The sequence below is a fragment of the Amycolatopsis speibonae genome (assembly GCF_042647925.1).
Lineage (GTDB): Bacteria > Actinomycetota > Actinomycetes > Mycobacteriales > Pseudonocardiaceae > Amycolatopsis > Amycolatopsis speibonae.
Map to the genome: position 1 here is coordinate 1 of NZ_JBHRWK010000110.1, position 13,059 is coordinate 13,059.

8 protein-coding genes and 1 pseudogene are annotated in these 13,059 nt (G+C 69.6%); 7 read left to right on the plus strand and 2 right to left on the minus strand.

Features of this window, described 5'->3' with window-relative positions; genetic code table 11:
• Positions 1-611: 611 nt before the first annotated feature.
• The 4 genes and pseudogenes from ACFOSH_RS41970 to ACFOSH_RS41985 all read left to right on the plus strand — a co-directional run bounded on the left by ACFOSH_RS41970 (position 612) and on the right by ACFOSH_RS41985 (position 5,371).
• A complete protein-coding gene (locus ACFOSH_RS41970) occupies positions 612-1,613 on the plus strand; it encodes a S66 peptidase family protein (protein WP_378247034.1) in 1,002 nt (333 codons plus the stop codon).
• A 95-nt stretch (positions 1,614-1,708) separates the two neighbouring features.
• Complete coding sequence (locus tag ACFOSH_RS41975; protein ID WP_378247048.1) at positions 1,709-2,710, plus strand: zinc-binding alcohol dehydrogenase family protein; 1,002 nt, start codon at positions 1,709-1,711, stop codon at positions 2,708-2,710.
• 26 nt (positions 2,711-2,736) lie between these two features.
• A pseudogene (locus tag ACFOSH_RS41980) lies at positions 2,737-4,743 on the plus strand (prolyl oligopeptidase family serine peptidase).
• Positions 4,744-4,762: 19 nt separating this feature from the next.
• A complete protein-coding gene (locus ACFOSH_RS41985; protein WP_378247036.1) occupies positions 4,763-5,371 on the plus strand; it encodes an SMI1/KNR4 family protein in 609 nt (202 codons plus the stop codon).
• Here ACFOSH_RS41985 and ACFOSH_RS41990 read toward each other — a convergent pair.
• Both ACFOSH_RS41990 and ACFOSH_RS41995 read right to left on the minus strand, forming a co-directional pair.
• Positions 5,354-6,283 carry a threonine ammonia-lyase gene (locus ACFOSH_RS41990; protein ID WP_378247038.1) on the minus strand — a complete coding sequence of 310 codons (930 nt, stop codon included), beginning with the start codon at positions 6,281-6,283 and terminating at the stop codon, positions 5,354-5,356. The two genes, ACFOSH_RS41985 and ACFOSH_RS41990, sit on opposite strands and share 18 nt — an antisense overlap.
• A 3-nt stretch (positions 6,284-6,286) precedes the next feature.
• Positions 6,287-7,345 carry a D-alanine--D-alanine ligase family protein gene (locus ACFOSH_RS41995; RefSeq protein ID WP_378247040.1) on the minus strand — a complete coding sequence of 353 codons (1,059 nt, stop codon included), beginning with the start codon at positions 7,343-7,345 and terminating at the stop codon, positions 6,287-6,289.
• A gap of 235 nt (positions 7,346-7,580) precedes the next feature.
• On the opposite strand from ACFOSH_RS41995, the gene ACFOSH_RS42000 reads away from it, so the two are divergent.
• The 3 genes from ACFOSH_RS42000 to ACFOSH_RS42010 all read left to right on the plus strand — a co-directional run bounded on the left by ACFOSH_RS42000 (position 7,581) and on the right by ACFOSH_RS42010 (position 12,817).
• Positions 7,581-11,291 (plus strand): nSTAND1 domain-containing NTPase, encoded by a 3,711-nt coding sequence (locus ACFOSH_RS42000; RefSeq protein WP_378247042.1) that lies wholly within the window; start codon positions 7,581-7,583, stop codon positions 11,289-11,291.
• Between the two features lie 129 nt (positions 11,292-11,420).
• Positions 11,421-12,107 carry a hypothetical protein gene (locus ACFOSH_RS42005; RefSeq protein ID WP_378247044.1) on the plus strand — a complete coding sequence of 229 codons (687 nt, stop codon included), beginning with the start codon at positions 11,421-11,423 and terminating at the stop codon, positions 12,105-12,107.
• A gap of 29 nt (positions 12,108-12,136) precedes the next feature.
• Complete coding sequence (locus ACFOSH_RS42010; RefSeq protein WP_378247046.1) at positions 12,137-12,817, plus strand: hypothetical protein; 681 nt, start codon at positions 12,137-12,139, stop codon at positions 12,815-12,817.
• Positions 12,818-13,059 lie beyond the last annotated feature (242 nt).

Sequence of the window (13,059 nt, forward strand, 5' to 3'; positions counted from 1 at the left end):
GAACAATCATCCCAAGCCAGAGGGCATTTGCGTACCCAGACACACCCCAAACACCACATCAACACCGGTGGATCCAAGGTGAGTGTCCCCAATGCCACATCGGGCGCACTCTGGGGGTTCCGGCGACTCGACGTCGTGTCCTGAAGGCCCCCCTTAAGACGTTCACCGTCTCGAAGGGGCCCTTCAGGACATTCCGCGACGCGACTCACGGCACCGGAAACCATGCGGACGTGATGTGAAGAGGACCTTCCCCGCATGCGATGCGACGAAAGTCCCCTTCACCCCGAACGACGCAACACCTGTGTGGCGGCGAGGTGTCGGTCCGGGTGGTCGTGAGTGGCCAGGACGGTTATTGAGAAGAAGGTCAAAGGTGCCGTGTTCGTGCGGGATGGGCGATCATTCGTGATCAGGCGGCGATCACGCGTGATCAGAGAGGGATCTCGCGTGATCAGACGACGTTCACCGTGTTCGCCGTCTGATCACGCGAGTTACCTTCCTGATCACGCGAGTTACGTCCTCGCTCACCGCGGGTTCAGACACGACGCCACCTTTGCCTTACCCCGCAAAATAAATCCGTCGCGCGGCACCGGGAGGGTCGCGATACTGCCCCGGTGATCACTACCGCACAGCCTCCCCTGCTCCGGCCACGGGCGCTGACACCCGGGGACCTCGTGGTCATCGCGTCCCTTTCCGGGCCGCTCCACGCCGAATACGTGCCCGGACTCGAGCGGGCGGTCACCGTGCTCGAAGGGCTGGGCTTCCGCGTGCGTCTGGCGCCGCTGCTCGAAGCGGGGCGGCACCATTGGTGGAGCGCGGCACGGCCCGAGGAGATCGCGGCGGAGCTCAACGGTTTTCTGCGCGATCCCGAGGTGCGCGCGATCGTCGCGCACGACGGCGGCCACGGGGTGCTCGGTTACCTCGACCTGATCGACGTCGAGGTGGTCGTGGCCGATTCCAAGCCGATCCTCGGCTACAGCGACATCTCGCTGTTGCATCTGGTGCTCCACGCGCGCACGGGCCTGGTCGGCTTCCACGCGGACCTGGCCACGCCCGGTCTCGGCGACGCGTGGCAGGCCGCGCCCGCGGCGCGCAAAGCGGAACTGGAGAGGTTCTACTCGGCCTTGCTCACCGGCACCGAGCCGATCGGCGCACTGCCCGGCGGCCCGCCGTGGGAGTGCTGGCGGCCCGGTCGCGCCGAAGGCCCGCTGATCGGCGGGGTGCTCAACCGGGTCGTGCTGGCGCAGGCCACGCGGTACGCGCTGCCGCTCGAACGGTTCGACGGCGCGGTGCTGTTCTGGGAGGAGATGGGCGGCCACGCGTCGCATGTGTGGAGCTATCTGCAGGTGCTGCGGCACAGCGGAATCCTCGACCGGATCGCCGGAATGGTCGTGGGTGTGCCGCGCGAGATCGGCGGGCTCGACTCGTCGCCGACTCTGCCCGAACTGGTCCTCGACGTCCTCGGCGACTGGGACATCCCCGTCCTGGGCAACGTCGAATTCGGCCACGCCGGGCCCAATCTGCCGATGCCGGTCGGTATCCGCGCCGCCCTCGACGCGCGCGGTCTGAGCTTGTCGCTGCTCGAACCGGCGGTACGGCCGCCTCGGTCGTCATGATCGCGGGGTGATGCGCCGTCGCCGTGGGCGCGCCATCCTGGACGAGTCGACGAGCGTGATCGAGGAGGCCGAGGGTGACGGAACTGCCGACGGAGATGCGCGCTTGGCGGGTCCACCGCCCCGGACCGATGGCTTCGGGGCCACTGGAATGGTCACGGGTGGCCACTCCGCGCCCCGGCGCCGGGGAGTTGCTGATCCGAGTGCTGGTCTGCGGTGTGTGCCGCACCGACCTGCACGTCGCCGAGGGTGACCTGCTCGTGCACCGGCCGGGGGTGACGTCAGGACACGAGGTCGTCGGCGAGGTGATCGCCGTGGGCGGTGAGGCCGCCGGATTCGCTGTCGGCGACCGGGCCGGGATCGCGTGGCTGCGCGAGACGTGCGGCAGCTGCCGATTCTGCTTGCGGGGCCGGGAGAATCTCTGCCCGGGCTCGCGCTACACCGGCTGGGACGAAGACGGTGGCTACGCCGAATTCGCCGTCGTCCCGGCGGCCTACGCGCTCGCGCTGCCCGCGGGCTACACGGACGACGAGCTCGCCCCGCTCCTGTGCGCCGGCCTGATCGGCTACCACTCGCTGGAACGGGCCGCCGTCCCCGAAGGCGGGCGGCTGGGTATCTACGGATTCGGCGGGAGCGCGCATCTGACCGCCCAGGTGGCGATCGCCCGCGGTGTCACCGTGCACGTGATGACCCGCAGCGCGGAAGCGCGCGAGCTCGCGTTGAGCCTCGGCGCGGCCACGGCTGCCGGAGCCGTGGAGCCGCCGCCGGAGCCTTTGGACTCGGCGATCCTGTTCGCGCCCGTCGGTGAGCTGGTGCCACCCGCGCTCGCGGCGCTCGACCGCGGCGGGACACTGGCGATCGCGGGAATCCATCTGTCGGACGTCCCCTCGCTGAACTATCAACGGCATCTGTTCCAGGAGAGGCAGATCCGCAGTGTCACGGCGAACACGCGCGCCGAAGCGCGGGAATTCCTGCGCTTCGCCGGAGACCATCACCTCTCGGTGAGCACGACGCCGTATCCGCTCGACCAGGCCGACCGCGCGCTCACCGACCTGGCCGCGGACAGGGTGAACGGCGCGGCCGTCCTGCGCGCGACCTGACACAGAGGCAGGAGAGGACGAAGAACATGGAAGACCTGGAGAACACGGCCGCCTACCGCGAGGTCGCCGAACACCTGCGTGCCCTGCACGAACCGGCGTTCGGTCGTCCGCACGCGCTCCTGGAGCCGCACGTGACCCGCGACGGCGGGCGCGCGGTGGTGACCGGCGCGGTCCTCGACGAACTCACCGGACTGCCCAGGACAGCCGTGTACACCGCGGTGGACGGGGAGCTCCGCGCGGTGTCGGCAGGGCGGGGATCGGCGCGATGGGCGCGGTTCTCCCCGGACGGCGGCACCCTCGCCTTCCTCGCCGATCGCCGCGAGGCCGGGGTGTTCCAGCTGCATCTGCTCCGCGACGGCGGGCTCGGTGAGGCGGTGCCCGCGCCGGAGGTTCCTGGCACCGTGGAGTACGCCCACTGGTCACCCGACGGCCGCCGGGTCCTGCTCGGGGTCGCCGGGTTCGGCGCGGACCTTTCCGGTGGCCAGGGCTCGGGTTCGAACCGCCGCCGGGAGACGGAACGGCCGTCGTGGTTCCCGGAGGTCGAGGACGACTCCGACGACGCCGACGGCTCCGCCTGGCGCAGCCTGTGGGTCTGTACCCCGGCCACCGACACCTTGATCCGGTTGTCCCCGGAAGGCCTCAACTGCTGGGAAGCCGGCTGGTGCGGGCCGGATCGGGTGGTCGCGATCTCGTCCGGCGAGCCGGGGGAGGACGCGTGGTTCACCGCGCGGCTGAGCCTGCTCGACTTCGGCGGCGAGGTGCGCAAGCTGCTGGACAGCCCCGTGCAGCTGGCTCTGCCCGCCGGTTCGCCGGACGGGACGCGGGTCGCGGTGGTCGAAGCCGTGTGCAGCGACCGCGGGGTGGTCGCCGGTGATCTGCTGCTGGTCGATCCGGCCACCGGCGCGGCGCGGCGGATCGACACCGCGGGCACCGACGTCACCCAGGTCGAATGGCTCGACGCGGACCGGCTTGGCTACCTCGGGCAGCGTCGGTTCGGCTCGGTCGCCGGGATCGCCGACGTGCCGGACGGCGCGGTCCGGGAGGTGCTCGCCACGGAGTTGTCCTGTAGCGGCGGCACCTTCTACCCCGCCGGCGCGTTCACCGCGGACGGCCGGGTACTGACCGTGCAGGACTCCTACGCCTTGCCGCCCCAGCTCGTGCTCACCGGGGAACGCGGCGACGAAGTACTCGCCTCGACCGCCCACCCGGGGACCGACTACCTCCTCTCCGTCGCGGGCAAGGCCGAGGTGGTCACCTGGACCGCACCCGACGGCCTCGACATCGACGGAATCCTGTGCCGCCCGGCGGGGGAGGGGCCGTTCCCGCTGGTGGTCAACATCCACGGCGGACCCATCTGGGCGTTCCAGAACTGCTGGTCGATGCGCTACGCCTGGGTCCCGCTCCTGGTGGCGCAGGGCTACGCCGTGCTGAATCCCAACCCGCGCGGCAGCAGCGGCAGGGGCCAGGAGTTCGCCGCCCGCGTGGTCGGCGACATGGGCGGCGCCGACACCCACGATTACCTGTCCGGCATCGACGCGCTGGTCGGACGCGGCATCGCCGACAAGGACCGGATCGGCCTGATCGGACGCAGCTAAGGCGGGTTCATGTCGGCCTGGCTGGTCACCCAGGACCGCCGCTTCGCCGCCGCTGTCCCGATCTCGCCGATCACCGACTGGTACAGCCAGAGCTTCACGAGCAACACCGGGTCTTGGGGCGCCCAGTACCTCGACGCCGACCCGGAAACCCCGGGGAACCGGGTGCACACGCGCAGCCCGGTCCTGCACGCGAGCAAGGCTCGCACCCCGTGCCTGAACGTCGCGGGCGCGCTCGACCGCGCCACGCCTCCGGGGCAGGCCCGGGAGTTCCACCAGGCCCTGCGTGCCCACGGTGTGCCCTCGGCGCTGGTGACCTACCCGGAAGAAGGCCACGGCGTCCGGGCGTACCCCGCGCAGATCGATCTTCTCGCGCGGATCCTGCGGTGGTTCGACGGATACCTGCTCGCTCCGGGCCAAAAGGTGGTTACAAGCAAGTAATGCGTGTCACACTGTGGCGGTGAACTGCAGCGTCGATGCGACGTGGCGGCGGATCACGGCCTGGTTGTGCACGCATTCACCGGTCACCGCGGCCACCCTTCAACGTCCGGCTCGAGCCGAGGACGTCCGCGCCGTCCAGCACGTGGTGGGGCAGCCGCTCCCGGACGATCTGCTGGCGTGGTGGGGGCTGATGAACGGGGTCGACGACGAGTTCGGCTACCGCACCGCCTTCACCGTCCCAGGGGTGTACATGCCGCTGGGAGTGACGCGGGTCCAGGAGGAATGGGCGAGCCTGAGCGCCCGACCGGACGAGGACTGCTGCCGCCCCGGCGGGCTTCACCTGCGGTCCGCCGGTGAAGCCACCATCGGGTTCTGCACCGCCCTGATCCCCGTTTGCCGTGCCGTCGACGGCGCCGTCCTCGCCGTCGACCTGCGCCCCGGTGCCGAACAGGGCCGGGTGATGGACTGGATGGCCGAGGCGGGTTCCTGCCGCACCGCCTGGACCTGTGTCGGCGCGATGCTCGCCGACACCGCCCAGCGCCTCGAACACCACTACGCCGCACCCGAAACCCCGGCGCGGCCAGGAGATCCGACGATCCGCGAGAACGGATCACTGACCTGGGCGTAGCCCCTGCGCTTGCCCGGCATCGGGTCTCCGGACGACTTGGCGCCACAGGTCGTCGTCGATGTTGCCGCCCGACACCACGCAAAGCGCCTTCCGGCCGGGATCGGCACGTCTCAGCGCCACCGCCAACGCGGCGGCGCCCGCGAACTCGGCGCGGATGCCTGCCTCCGCGTGGAGTACGCGGATGGCGTCGGCGATCTCGTCATCGGTGACGAGTTCCACCCGGAGGTCCGCCGCCTGGCAGATCCGGAGCGGGAGAGCGCCGATCCGGCGCACGAGCAACCCTTCGGCAGGGCTCGGCCCAGGCGACGCCAGCCACGGTGATCCGCGGCGCAGCGACTCGCGCATCGCGGGGGCGCTCGCGTGCTCGACCCCGACGACCTCGGTGCCGGGCCACGCGGTGAGTGCCGCGGAGGCGAGGCCGCCTCCGCCGACCGGGACGAACACGACGTCCGGGCGGCCGTTCTGCCGCTCGGCTTCGGCGAACATGGTCTGATGCCCCTTGATGATTTCGGGATCGTCGAAGCTGGGCACGTAATACGCGCCGCTTCGGCGGGCATACGTCCTGGCCGCGGCTTCGGCGTCGTCGTACTGACCGGGTTCGAGGTGGACCTCCGCTCCGTGGTCGACGATGCGTGCCAGTTTGATCCGGGGTGTGCTCGCCGGTACGAACACCCGGACGGGGTTGCCGAGCCGATGGCCGGCGATCGCCAAGGCCGCGCCGTGGTTACCGGTGGACGCCGTGGTCAGCGGTGTTCCCGGGGGCAGTGTGGAGATCTTTCTCGCCACCCCGCGGAACTTGAACGCCCCGGAGGTCTGCAGGGTCTCGTCCTTGACAGCGAGTCTTCGCCAGCCGTGCCCGGGCAGTTCGCGGACGGGGGTCTCGACCAGGCCGAGTGAAAGGAGAGAAGTCATGGCTCAGTGCTCGATCACGTAGTCGAGGCGTTTGACGGCAGGCCCGCTCGCGTCGGCGGCGCGCACGCACGATTCGATGAGCCCGACGACGGTCCGGCCGCTTTCCCTGAGCATCCGGGGGAACAGGCTGCCGCTCATCAGTCCGGGGATCGTGTTGACTTCGAGGAAGTGCGGTCTGCCGTCGGCCAGGATGAAGTCGAATCTGCCCCAGCCGGAAATCCTCAGCTGGTCGAAAAGCCGCACCGAGATCCGCTGGATTTCTTTGGCTGCAGACGAAGTGTCACGGGCTATTTCCGCGAGTCCGTGCCGATGCTTCTGCGTGTGGCCGAAGAAACCTCCGGTGGTGTTGATCGCCAGGACCGGGAGTGCCACCGGTTCCCCGTTCTCCACCACGACCCCGCAGCTCACTTCCGTACCGGAGATGAACTGCTGGACGAGGGCGTCCGGGTCGAACTCGTGAACGGACGAGACCGCCTTGGACAGATCGGCGACGTCCCAGTCGACGAGGTGCTCGGTGAGCAGGGAGGCGCCCATCCGGTTGGGCTTCACCACGACGTCCGCCTCCGTGAACGAGGCCAGGGCGCGATCGACGCCGTCGGCGACCTCGGAGCGGCGGATGATCTCGGTCCGCGGCGTCAGCAGGCCCGGTACGGTCGTGCGGGCGACCGCGGCCTGCAGGTACTTGTCCATGCCCAGCGCGGCGCCGAGCACGGAACCGAAGCTGCCGCGGATGTCGAAGACCTCGGCCACGCCCTGCCAGCAGCCGTCCTCCCCTTCGGTGCCGTGCAGCAGCGAGAACACGAAGGCGTCGGTGGCGCGCAGGAACTCGGCGGCCGCGATGACCGGCACGGTCGGCCACGCCACGATGTCGGCCTCGTCGACCGGCCAGCGCGGCCCGGTCAGGACGCGGGCGCCGTCGTCCCGGTCCACATGGACGACGGCGGTCAGGGTGAAGCGATCCGGCGCGCCGAGAACCTCGGTGACGACGTGCCGGTAACTCTGCAGGGACGCGTCGTGCTCGGTGCTGCGTCCTCCGATCAGCAGGACGAGAGCTTCGGACATGGCTACCTCCGGGCAGTGGGTCATCGAGTGGATGAGCCAAGGAAAGCTCCCTCCGCCCCGTGACGGCGACGGTTCGCGCCAAGCCCGTACAAGTCAGTACGCCCTGCTCAGGCGTCATCCGCCGCGAGGTTCACCCATCTGCCAGCCCGAACAGGCCGACCGGCTGTTGCCCCGGGTCGCAGGCGCCGGAAAGACTTTTCCGCCCGGAACGACGGCGATTACGCGGGGGTCGGATGTGCAACCGAACGGTGAAGGTCTCGCTCCGGTCCAGACCCGCGGCGACTTCGCCCGCGAGCTGACGCGGCTGCGGGAACGCGCGGGACGCAGTGTCCGACAGGTGGCGAAAGACGCCGATCTGCCGTTCAGCACCGTCGGCGGGTACTTCAGCGGACGGCATCTTCCTCCGCTGAGCCAGCCGCAGGTGCTGCCGAAGATCCTCGCCGCGTGCGGGGTCGTCGGCGACGACGAGGTGCGGCTCTGGCGGGAGGTGCTGACCCGCCTGCGGCACACCGGTCGTACGCGGGCGGATCCCGCTTCTCCCTACCGGGGATTGGCGACCTTCGAACCCGGCGACGCCGAATGGTTCTTCGGCCGGAGCGACCAGGTCCGGAGCCTCACGGCGCAGGTCGAGAACGCGGGTGCCGAAGGCGGCATCGTGACCGTCGTCGGCGCGTCCGGGTCCGGGAAGTCCTCGCTGCTGCGGGCGGGACTGATCCCGAACCTGCGCAAGGACTGGTCGATCCTGCGGACCAGCCCGGCCCAGGAGCGGCCCGAGCCGCCGCCGGACCGGCCGCTGCTGGTCATCGTCGACCACTTCGAGGAGCTGTTCAGCGGACAGGGTGAGGAAGCCGATCGGCAGGACTACATCGACTGGGTGACCGGGCTGCCCGCGCCCGGATTGGTGGTCGTACTGGGTTTGCGCGCGGACTTCTTCGCCCGCGCTCTGCGCTATCGCCGGATGTTCGACGTCTTGCGAAAAGGGCAGCATCTGGTGACCCCGATGAGCCGTGACGACGTCGTCCAAGCCGTGACCGGTCCGGCGCACAAGGCGGGCGTGGCGATCGAGACCGGCTTGGTCGACCTGCTCCTGCGCGAACTCACCCCGGCCCTGCGACACCGGAACGGGAACGCCGCCCACGAAATCGGCGCGCTGCCCTTGTTGTCGCACGCCTTGATGCAGACCTGGCGGCACGATTCCCGCCATACTTTGAAGATCGCCGACTACGTCGCGGTCGGCGGGATCGAAGGAGCGGTGGCCGCCACCGCCGAGCAGGCCTATCAGGCGCTCGATCCCGAACAGCAGGCCTTGGTCAAGACGGTCTTCCTGCGGCTGGTGCACATCGGTGACGGTGTCGCCGACACCCGGCGCCGGGTCGGGATCGACGAATTCCTGGGCGACGTCGAGGAAAGCGACCTCGCCCTCGTGCTGGGTCTGTTCGTCGAGCAGAGATTGATCACGGCGGATCTCGATACCGTGGAGATCACCCACGAGGCGCTGATCTCCGCGTGGCCGCGGTTGCAGTCCTGGCTCGACGAGGACCGGGCCGGTCTGCTCGCGCACCGCCGGCTGACCGTGGCGGCCCGGCAGTGGGAAAGCAGCGGGCACGATCCCGCGCTGACCCTGCGCGGGGTGCCTCTCGCGCAGGTGCTCGCCCTGCGTGGCGAGGCACGGTTCTCGCTGAGCAACGAAGAACGCGAATTCGTGGACGACAGCGAAAGACAGGCGGAGGAAGAACGGCGGAGACGACGCCGCGGTGTGCTGAGACTTCGTTGGCTGACAGCGTTTCTCGCCGTCCTGACCCTTGTCGCGGCGGTACTCGGCATCGACGCGACCCGGCAGCGCGGGCAGGCCGCGACCCAGCGGGACCTCGCCGTGTCGCGGCTGCTCGCCCTGCGGTCTTCCACGCTCCTGCCTTCGGATCCGTCCCTCGCCGGGCAACTGGCGGTGGCCGCCTACCGTGCCGCCCCCACCACCGAAGCGCGGTCCGCCGTTCTCGGCACCACTCGGATGCCTTCTGTCACCAGGCTTCTCGGGCCCGCCGGGGTGGTGCAGGCCGTGGCGACCGTGCGCGACGGGGAAATCATCGTGGCGACCGGGACCGACGGCCGGATCTGGTTGTGGCGCCGTGATTCCCGGAATCGATACCAGCCGCTGCCCCAACCTGTCACGGCGCCGGCGGGGGAGTTGTACGCGCTCGCCGTCGACCCCGGCGGCCGCACCCTGGTGGCGGGCGGGCTGGCGGGCGTCGTGCACCGGTGGGCCATCTCGGACGACACCCGCCTCGTCGAATTGCCGCCGTTGCCCGGCCCCGCCTCGCCGATCCACGGACTGGCCTACAGTCCCGACGGCGCGACGCTCGCGGTGGGGACGACCGATCGCCAGGTGCGTCTGCACGCGGCAGACGGAACCCTTCGCACGTCTCTCGAAGCGGGCACCGAAGTGCAGGCCGTCCGGTTCAGCCCGGACGGGAGCAGGCTCGTCGCCGCCGGCAGTGGGGGAGTCGTGCTCAGCTGGCCCGCGTCCGGCGGCCCAGCTACCCGGCTCGGCGGACCCGCCACCCGCACCTATCGTTCGGTCGCGTTCAGCCCGGACGGCGCGACGGTCGCCGCCGGGAACTCCGACCAGTCGGTCTATCTGTGGCGCACCGGCGACGGCAGCCCGGTGAAGACCCTGACCGGCGGCGCGAGCTGGATCAACGCGGCCGAATTCAGCCCGGACGGACACGTCATCGCCGTCGGCAACTCCGACAACATCGTCCGTCTCTGGGATGTCGCCGGCGGTGTCGTCCAGGCCTCGCTGCCTCATCCGGGCCCCGTCACCGCACTGCGGTTCGCGGACGGCGGCCGCAGCCTCATCACGACGGCCGGTGACGGCGTCGTCCGCGTGTGGCGGATTCCCGGGCCCGCGCTGTCGCTCTCCGGCGAAGGCGTTTTCTCCGTCGCGGTGGGCGGCAACAGGGTTCTCGCGGGCTCCAGCGGGGCGGACGGCACGATGCACCTCGCCGAGACGCCCGGCCTCGGCACGCTCCAGCCGATCGGCCGGGTGACCGCGAAAAGCACCGCGGGAGTCCTCGCCGGCGCGTCCAGCCTTTCGGCGGACGGGGCGTTCGCGGCGGCCGGTCGAGCCGACGGCACGGTGGAACTGTGGGACGTGCGTGACGCCCGGACGCCCAGGCTTGTCGGTACCCCGTCTCCACCTACCGGCGGAGTTCCCCAGATCGTGGCTTTCCGCGAAGACGGGACGATGCTGGCCGTGGGCGGCGACGATCAGCGCATCCGGTTGTTCGATCTGCGAGGCCCGGGAACGAGCGGGCCCGTCGGGGTGCTCACCGGCCCGACGGCCGCCGTCTACGGCCTCGCCTTCAACCGGGACGGGACGGTCGTCGCCGGGGCGAGTGTCGACAAATCCGTGTGGCTCTGGGATATCCGCGATCCCGCGAAACCGCAGGTGCTCAGCGTGATCAACGCGCACACCAACTACGCCTACAGCGTGTCGTTCAGTCCGGTCGGCGATCTGCTCGTCACGGCGAGCGCGGACAAGACGATCCGCTTGTGGGATGTCTCCGATCCCCGGGCCCCGGCCGCGATCGGCTCGCCGCTGACCGGCCCGGGTGGACCCGTCATCACCACGGCGATCAGTCCGGACGGCCAGGTGCTCGCGGCAGGCGGCAAGGACCATCTGGTGTGGCTGTGGACGATCACCGACCCACGGAGTCCCGTCCTGTCGGCGGCCCCGGCGGCGAGCGGCGACATCTATTCGCTCGCCTTCACCTCTGCGGGAACATCGATCGTCGTCGGCAGCGCCGACCATCTGGCCGCGGTGCTCGTCACCGACGTGACGACCGCCGTCACGCGGATCTGTGACACGGCGGGAACTTCGATCACCGACGAGGAATGGGCGGCGCTGGCACCCGGTGTGCCGAACAATCATCCTTGCGGCACCTGAACGACGGCGGCTCCACCGGGCTCGATGATCGCCGCCCCGAACTACGGAACCTCGCTGCGCCCCGCCGCGTCGTAGTGCATAGTGACAGTCGACATTGAAATGTCACAGTACTTCTAGGAAGGGCGTCCCATGTCGAATCGGCTCCTGCCCGCGCTTGTCGCGGGCACCGCCTTGCTGGTCACCGCGTGTTCCGGCGGTGGCGGCAACCCGGCGAAGGACAGCGATGATCCGGCCTCCGGTGCCCCGGCCTCGGCGCAGTCCGGGCCGAAGTACACCCAGTTCGCCGATTTCCCCGGCCAGGCCCTCGCCACCACGGAACCGGGTCTGAAGCTGGGGATCCAGGTGAAGCCCGTCGACGCGGTCTGGGCTCCCGAGCTGGCCGGTGTGTCGGCCAAGGGGGGAAGCCACTATCTCGCGGTGTACGTGGCTGTGACCGGCGAGCTCGCCGATCGTGGCGTGCAAAAGGCCAAGATCAAGTATCTGCAGGTCCGCTACGACAACCCGGGCGGGAAGAAGTGCGACCCGTACTCGCCGGACGACGTCCCCCAGTACTGCTTCAAGGAGGCGTACCCGGCGAGCGACCTCAAGGACGAGATCGCCGACAACACGTGGCGAGACGAGAAATGGCAGGCGGATTCCCTGCTGGGCAGGGATATCGACCGGGGCAAGACCGCGATCGGCGTCGTCGGATTCAGCATGACGGACGGCGAGAGCGCGGAGGGGCTCCAGCTGTGCGGGCCGACCAAAGAGGACTCGGTCGACACCGGCAAGTTCCCCTGTGTCCCGATCCCGAAGCCGGAAGGCGCCCGAAGCTGACCCGCGAACGTTTCCGACGGAGGAATCCCATGTCGCAACGCCTGCTGGGCGCACTTGTCGTGAGCCTCGCTGTCCTGGTCAGCGCCTGTTCCGGAAGCGGCGGTGACAACGCCTCGCCGAGTACCGGCGACTGGGCGCCCGGAAGTTCGGCCACAAGTGAGTCCGGCCCGAAATACACGCGATTCGCCGACTTCCCCGGAAAGGCCCTCGGCACCGTGGAGCCGGGCGCGCCGGTGGGAATCCAGGTGAAACCCGTCGACGTGGTCTGGGCTCCGGAACTGGCCGGGAAGTCGGCCCGTCCGGGCGAGCACTACCTCGCCGTCTACCTCGCCGTGACCGGCGAACTGGCCGACCGTGGCGTGCAGGGGGCAAGGCTCGACTTCCTCGAAGCCAAAATCACCATCGGACGGGGAACCTGCAACGAGCTTGAGAATCCCGGTCTCTGCTACGTCAAGGCGAGTCCGGCCACCGGCCTCGAAAAGGAAGTCCCGGACAACACGTGGCGTACCAAGCTGTGGATCGCCACGAGTTACGCGCGGACGGACATCGCCGCCGGCGACACCGTCATCGGCGTCGTCGGATTTAGCGTCGCGGACGACGCGGACATCCAAGGGGACATGGAACTGTGCGGTCCCAGCAAGACCGAGCGCTACAACGACCGCAAGTTTCCGTGCGTCCCGATCCCGAAGCCCGAAGGAACGCGGAACTAGCTACACCTGGCCTGCGCGACGATGGTGATTCAGGAGAGCGCCGGGTTGACGATGGAGGAACCGGGACGTTCAGCGTCCCAATTCCTCCATCGTCGCGAGGACACCCCGGCCGACAGCCGAGCGGGGAAGATTCCGGAAGTTCAGGGCGCGCCGATAAATAAACCGTATATTTTGATTTCGGCTGTCATGCTTGTGTTATGGGTTCGGTGGAGGATGTCGAGGCGGTACTGGCGGCGAAGTTC

Coding starts and splice junctions, on each gene's coding strand:
- ACFOSH_RS42010 (WP_378247046.1), top strand. CDS start 12,137: ATGTCGCAACGCCTGCTGGGCGCACTTGTCGTGAGCCTCGCTGTCCTG.
- ACFOSH_RS42005 (WP_378247044.1), top strand. CDS start 11,421: ATGTCGAATCGGCTCCTGCCCGCGCTTGTCGCGGGCACCGCCTTGCTG.
- ACFOSH_RS41975 (WP_378247048.1), top strand. CDS start 1,709: ATGCGCGCTTGGCGGGTCCACCGCCCCGGACCGATGGCTTCGGGGCCA.
- ACFOSH_RS41990 (WP_378247038.1), bottom strand. CDS start 6,283: ATGACTTCTCTCCTTTCACTCGGCCTGGTCGAGACCCCCGTCCGCGAA.
- ACFOSH_RS41995 (WP_378247040.1), bottom strand. CDS start 7,345: ATGTCCGAAGCTCTCGTCCTGCTGATCGGAGGACGCAGCACCGAGCAC.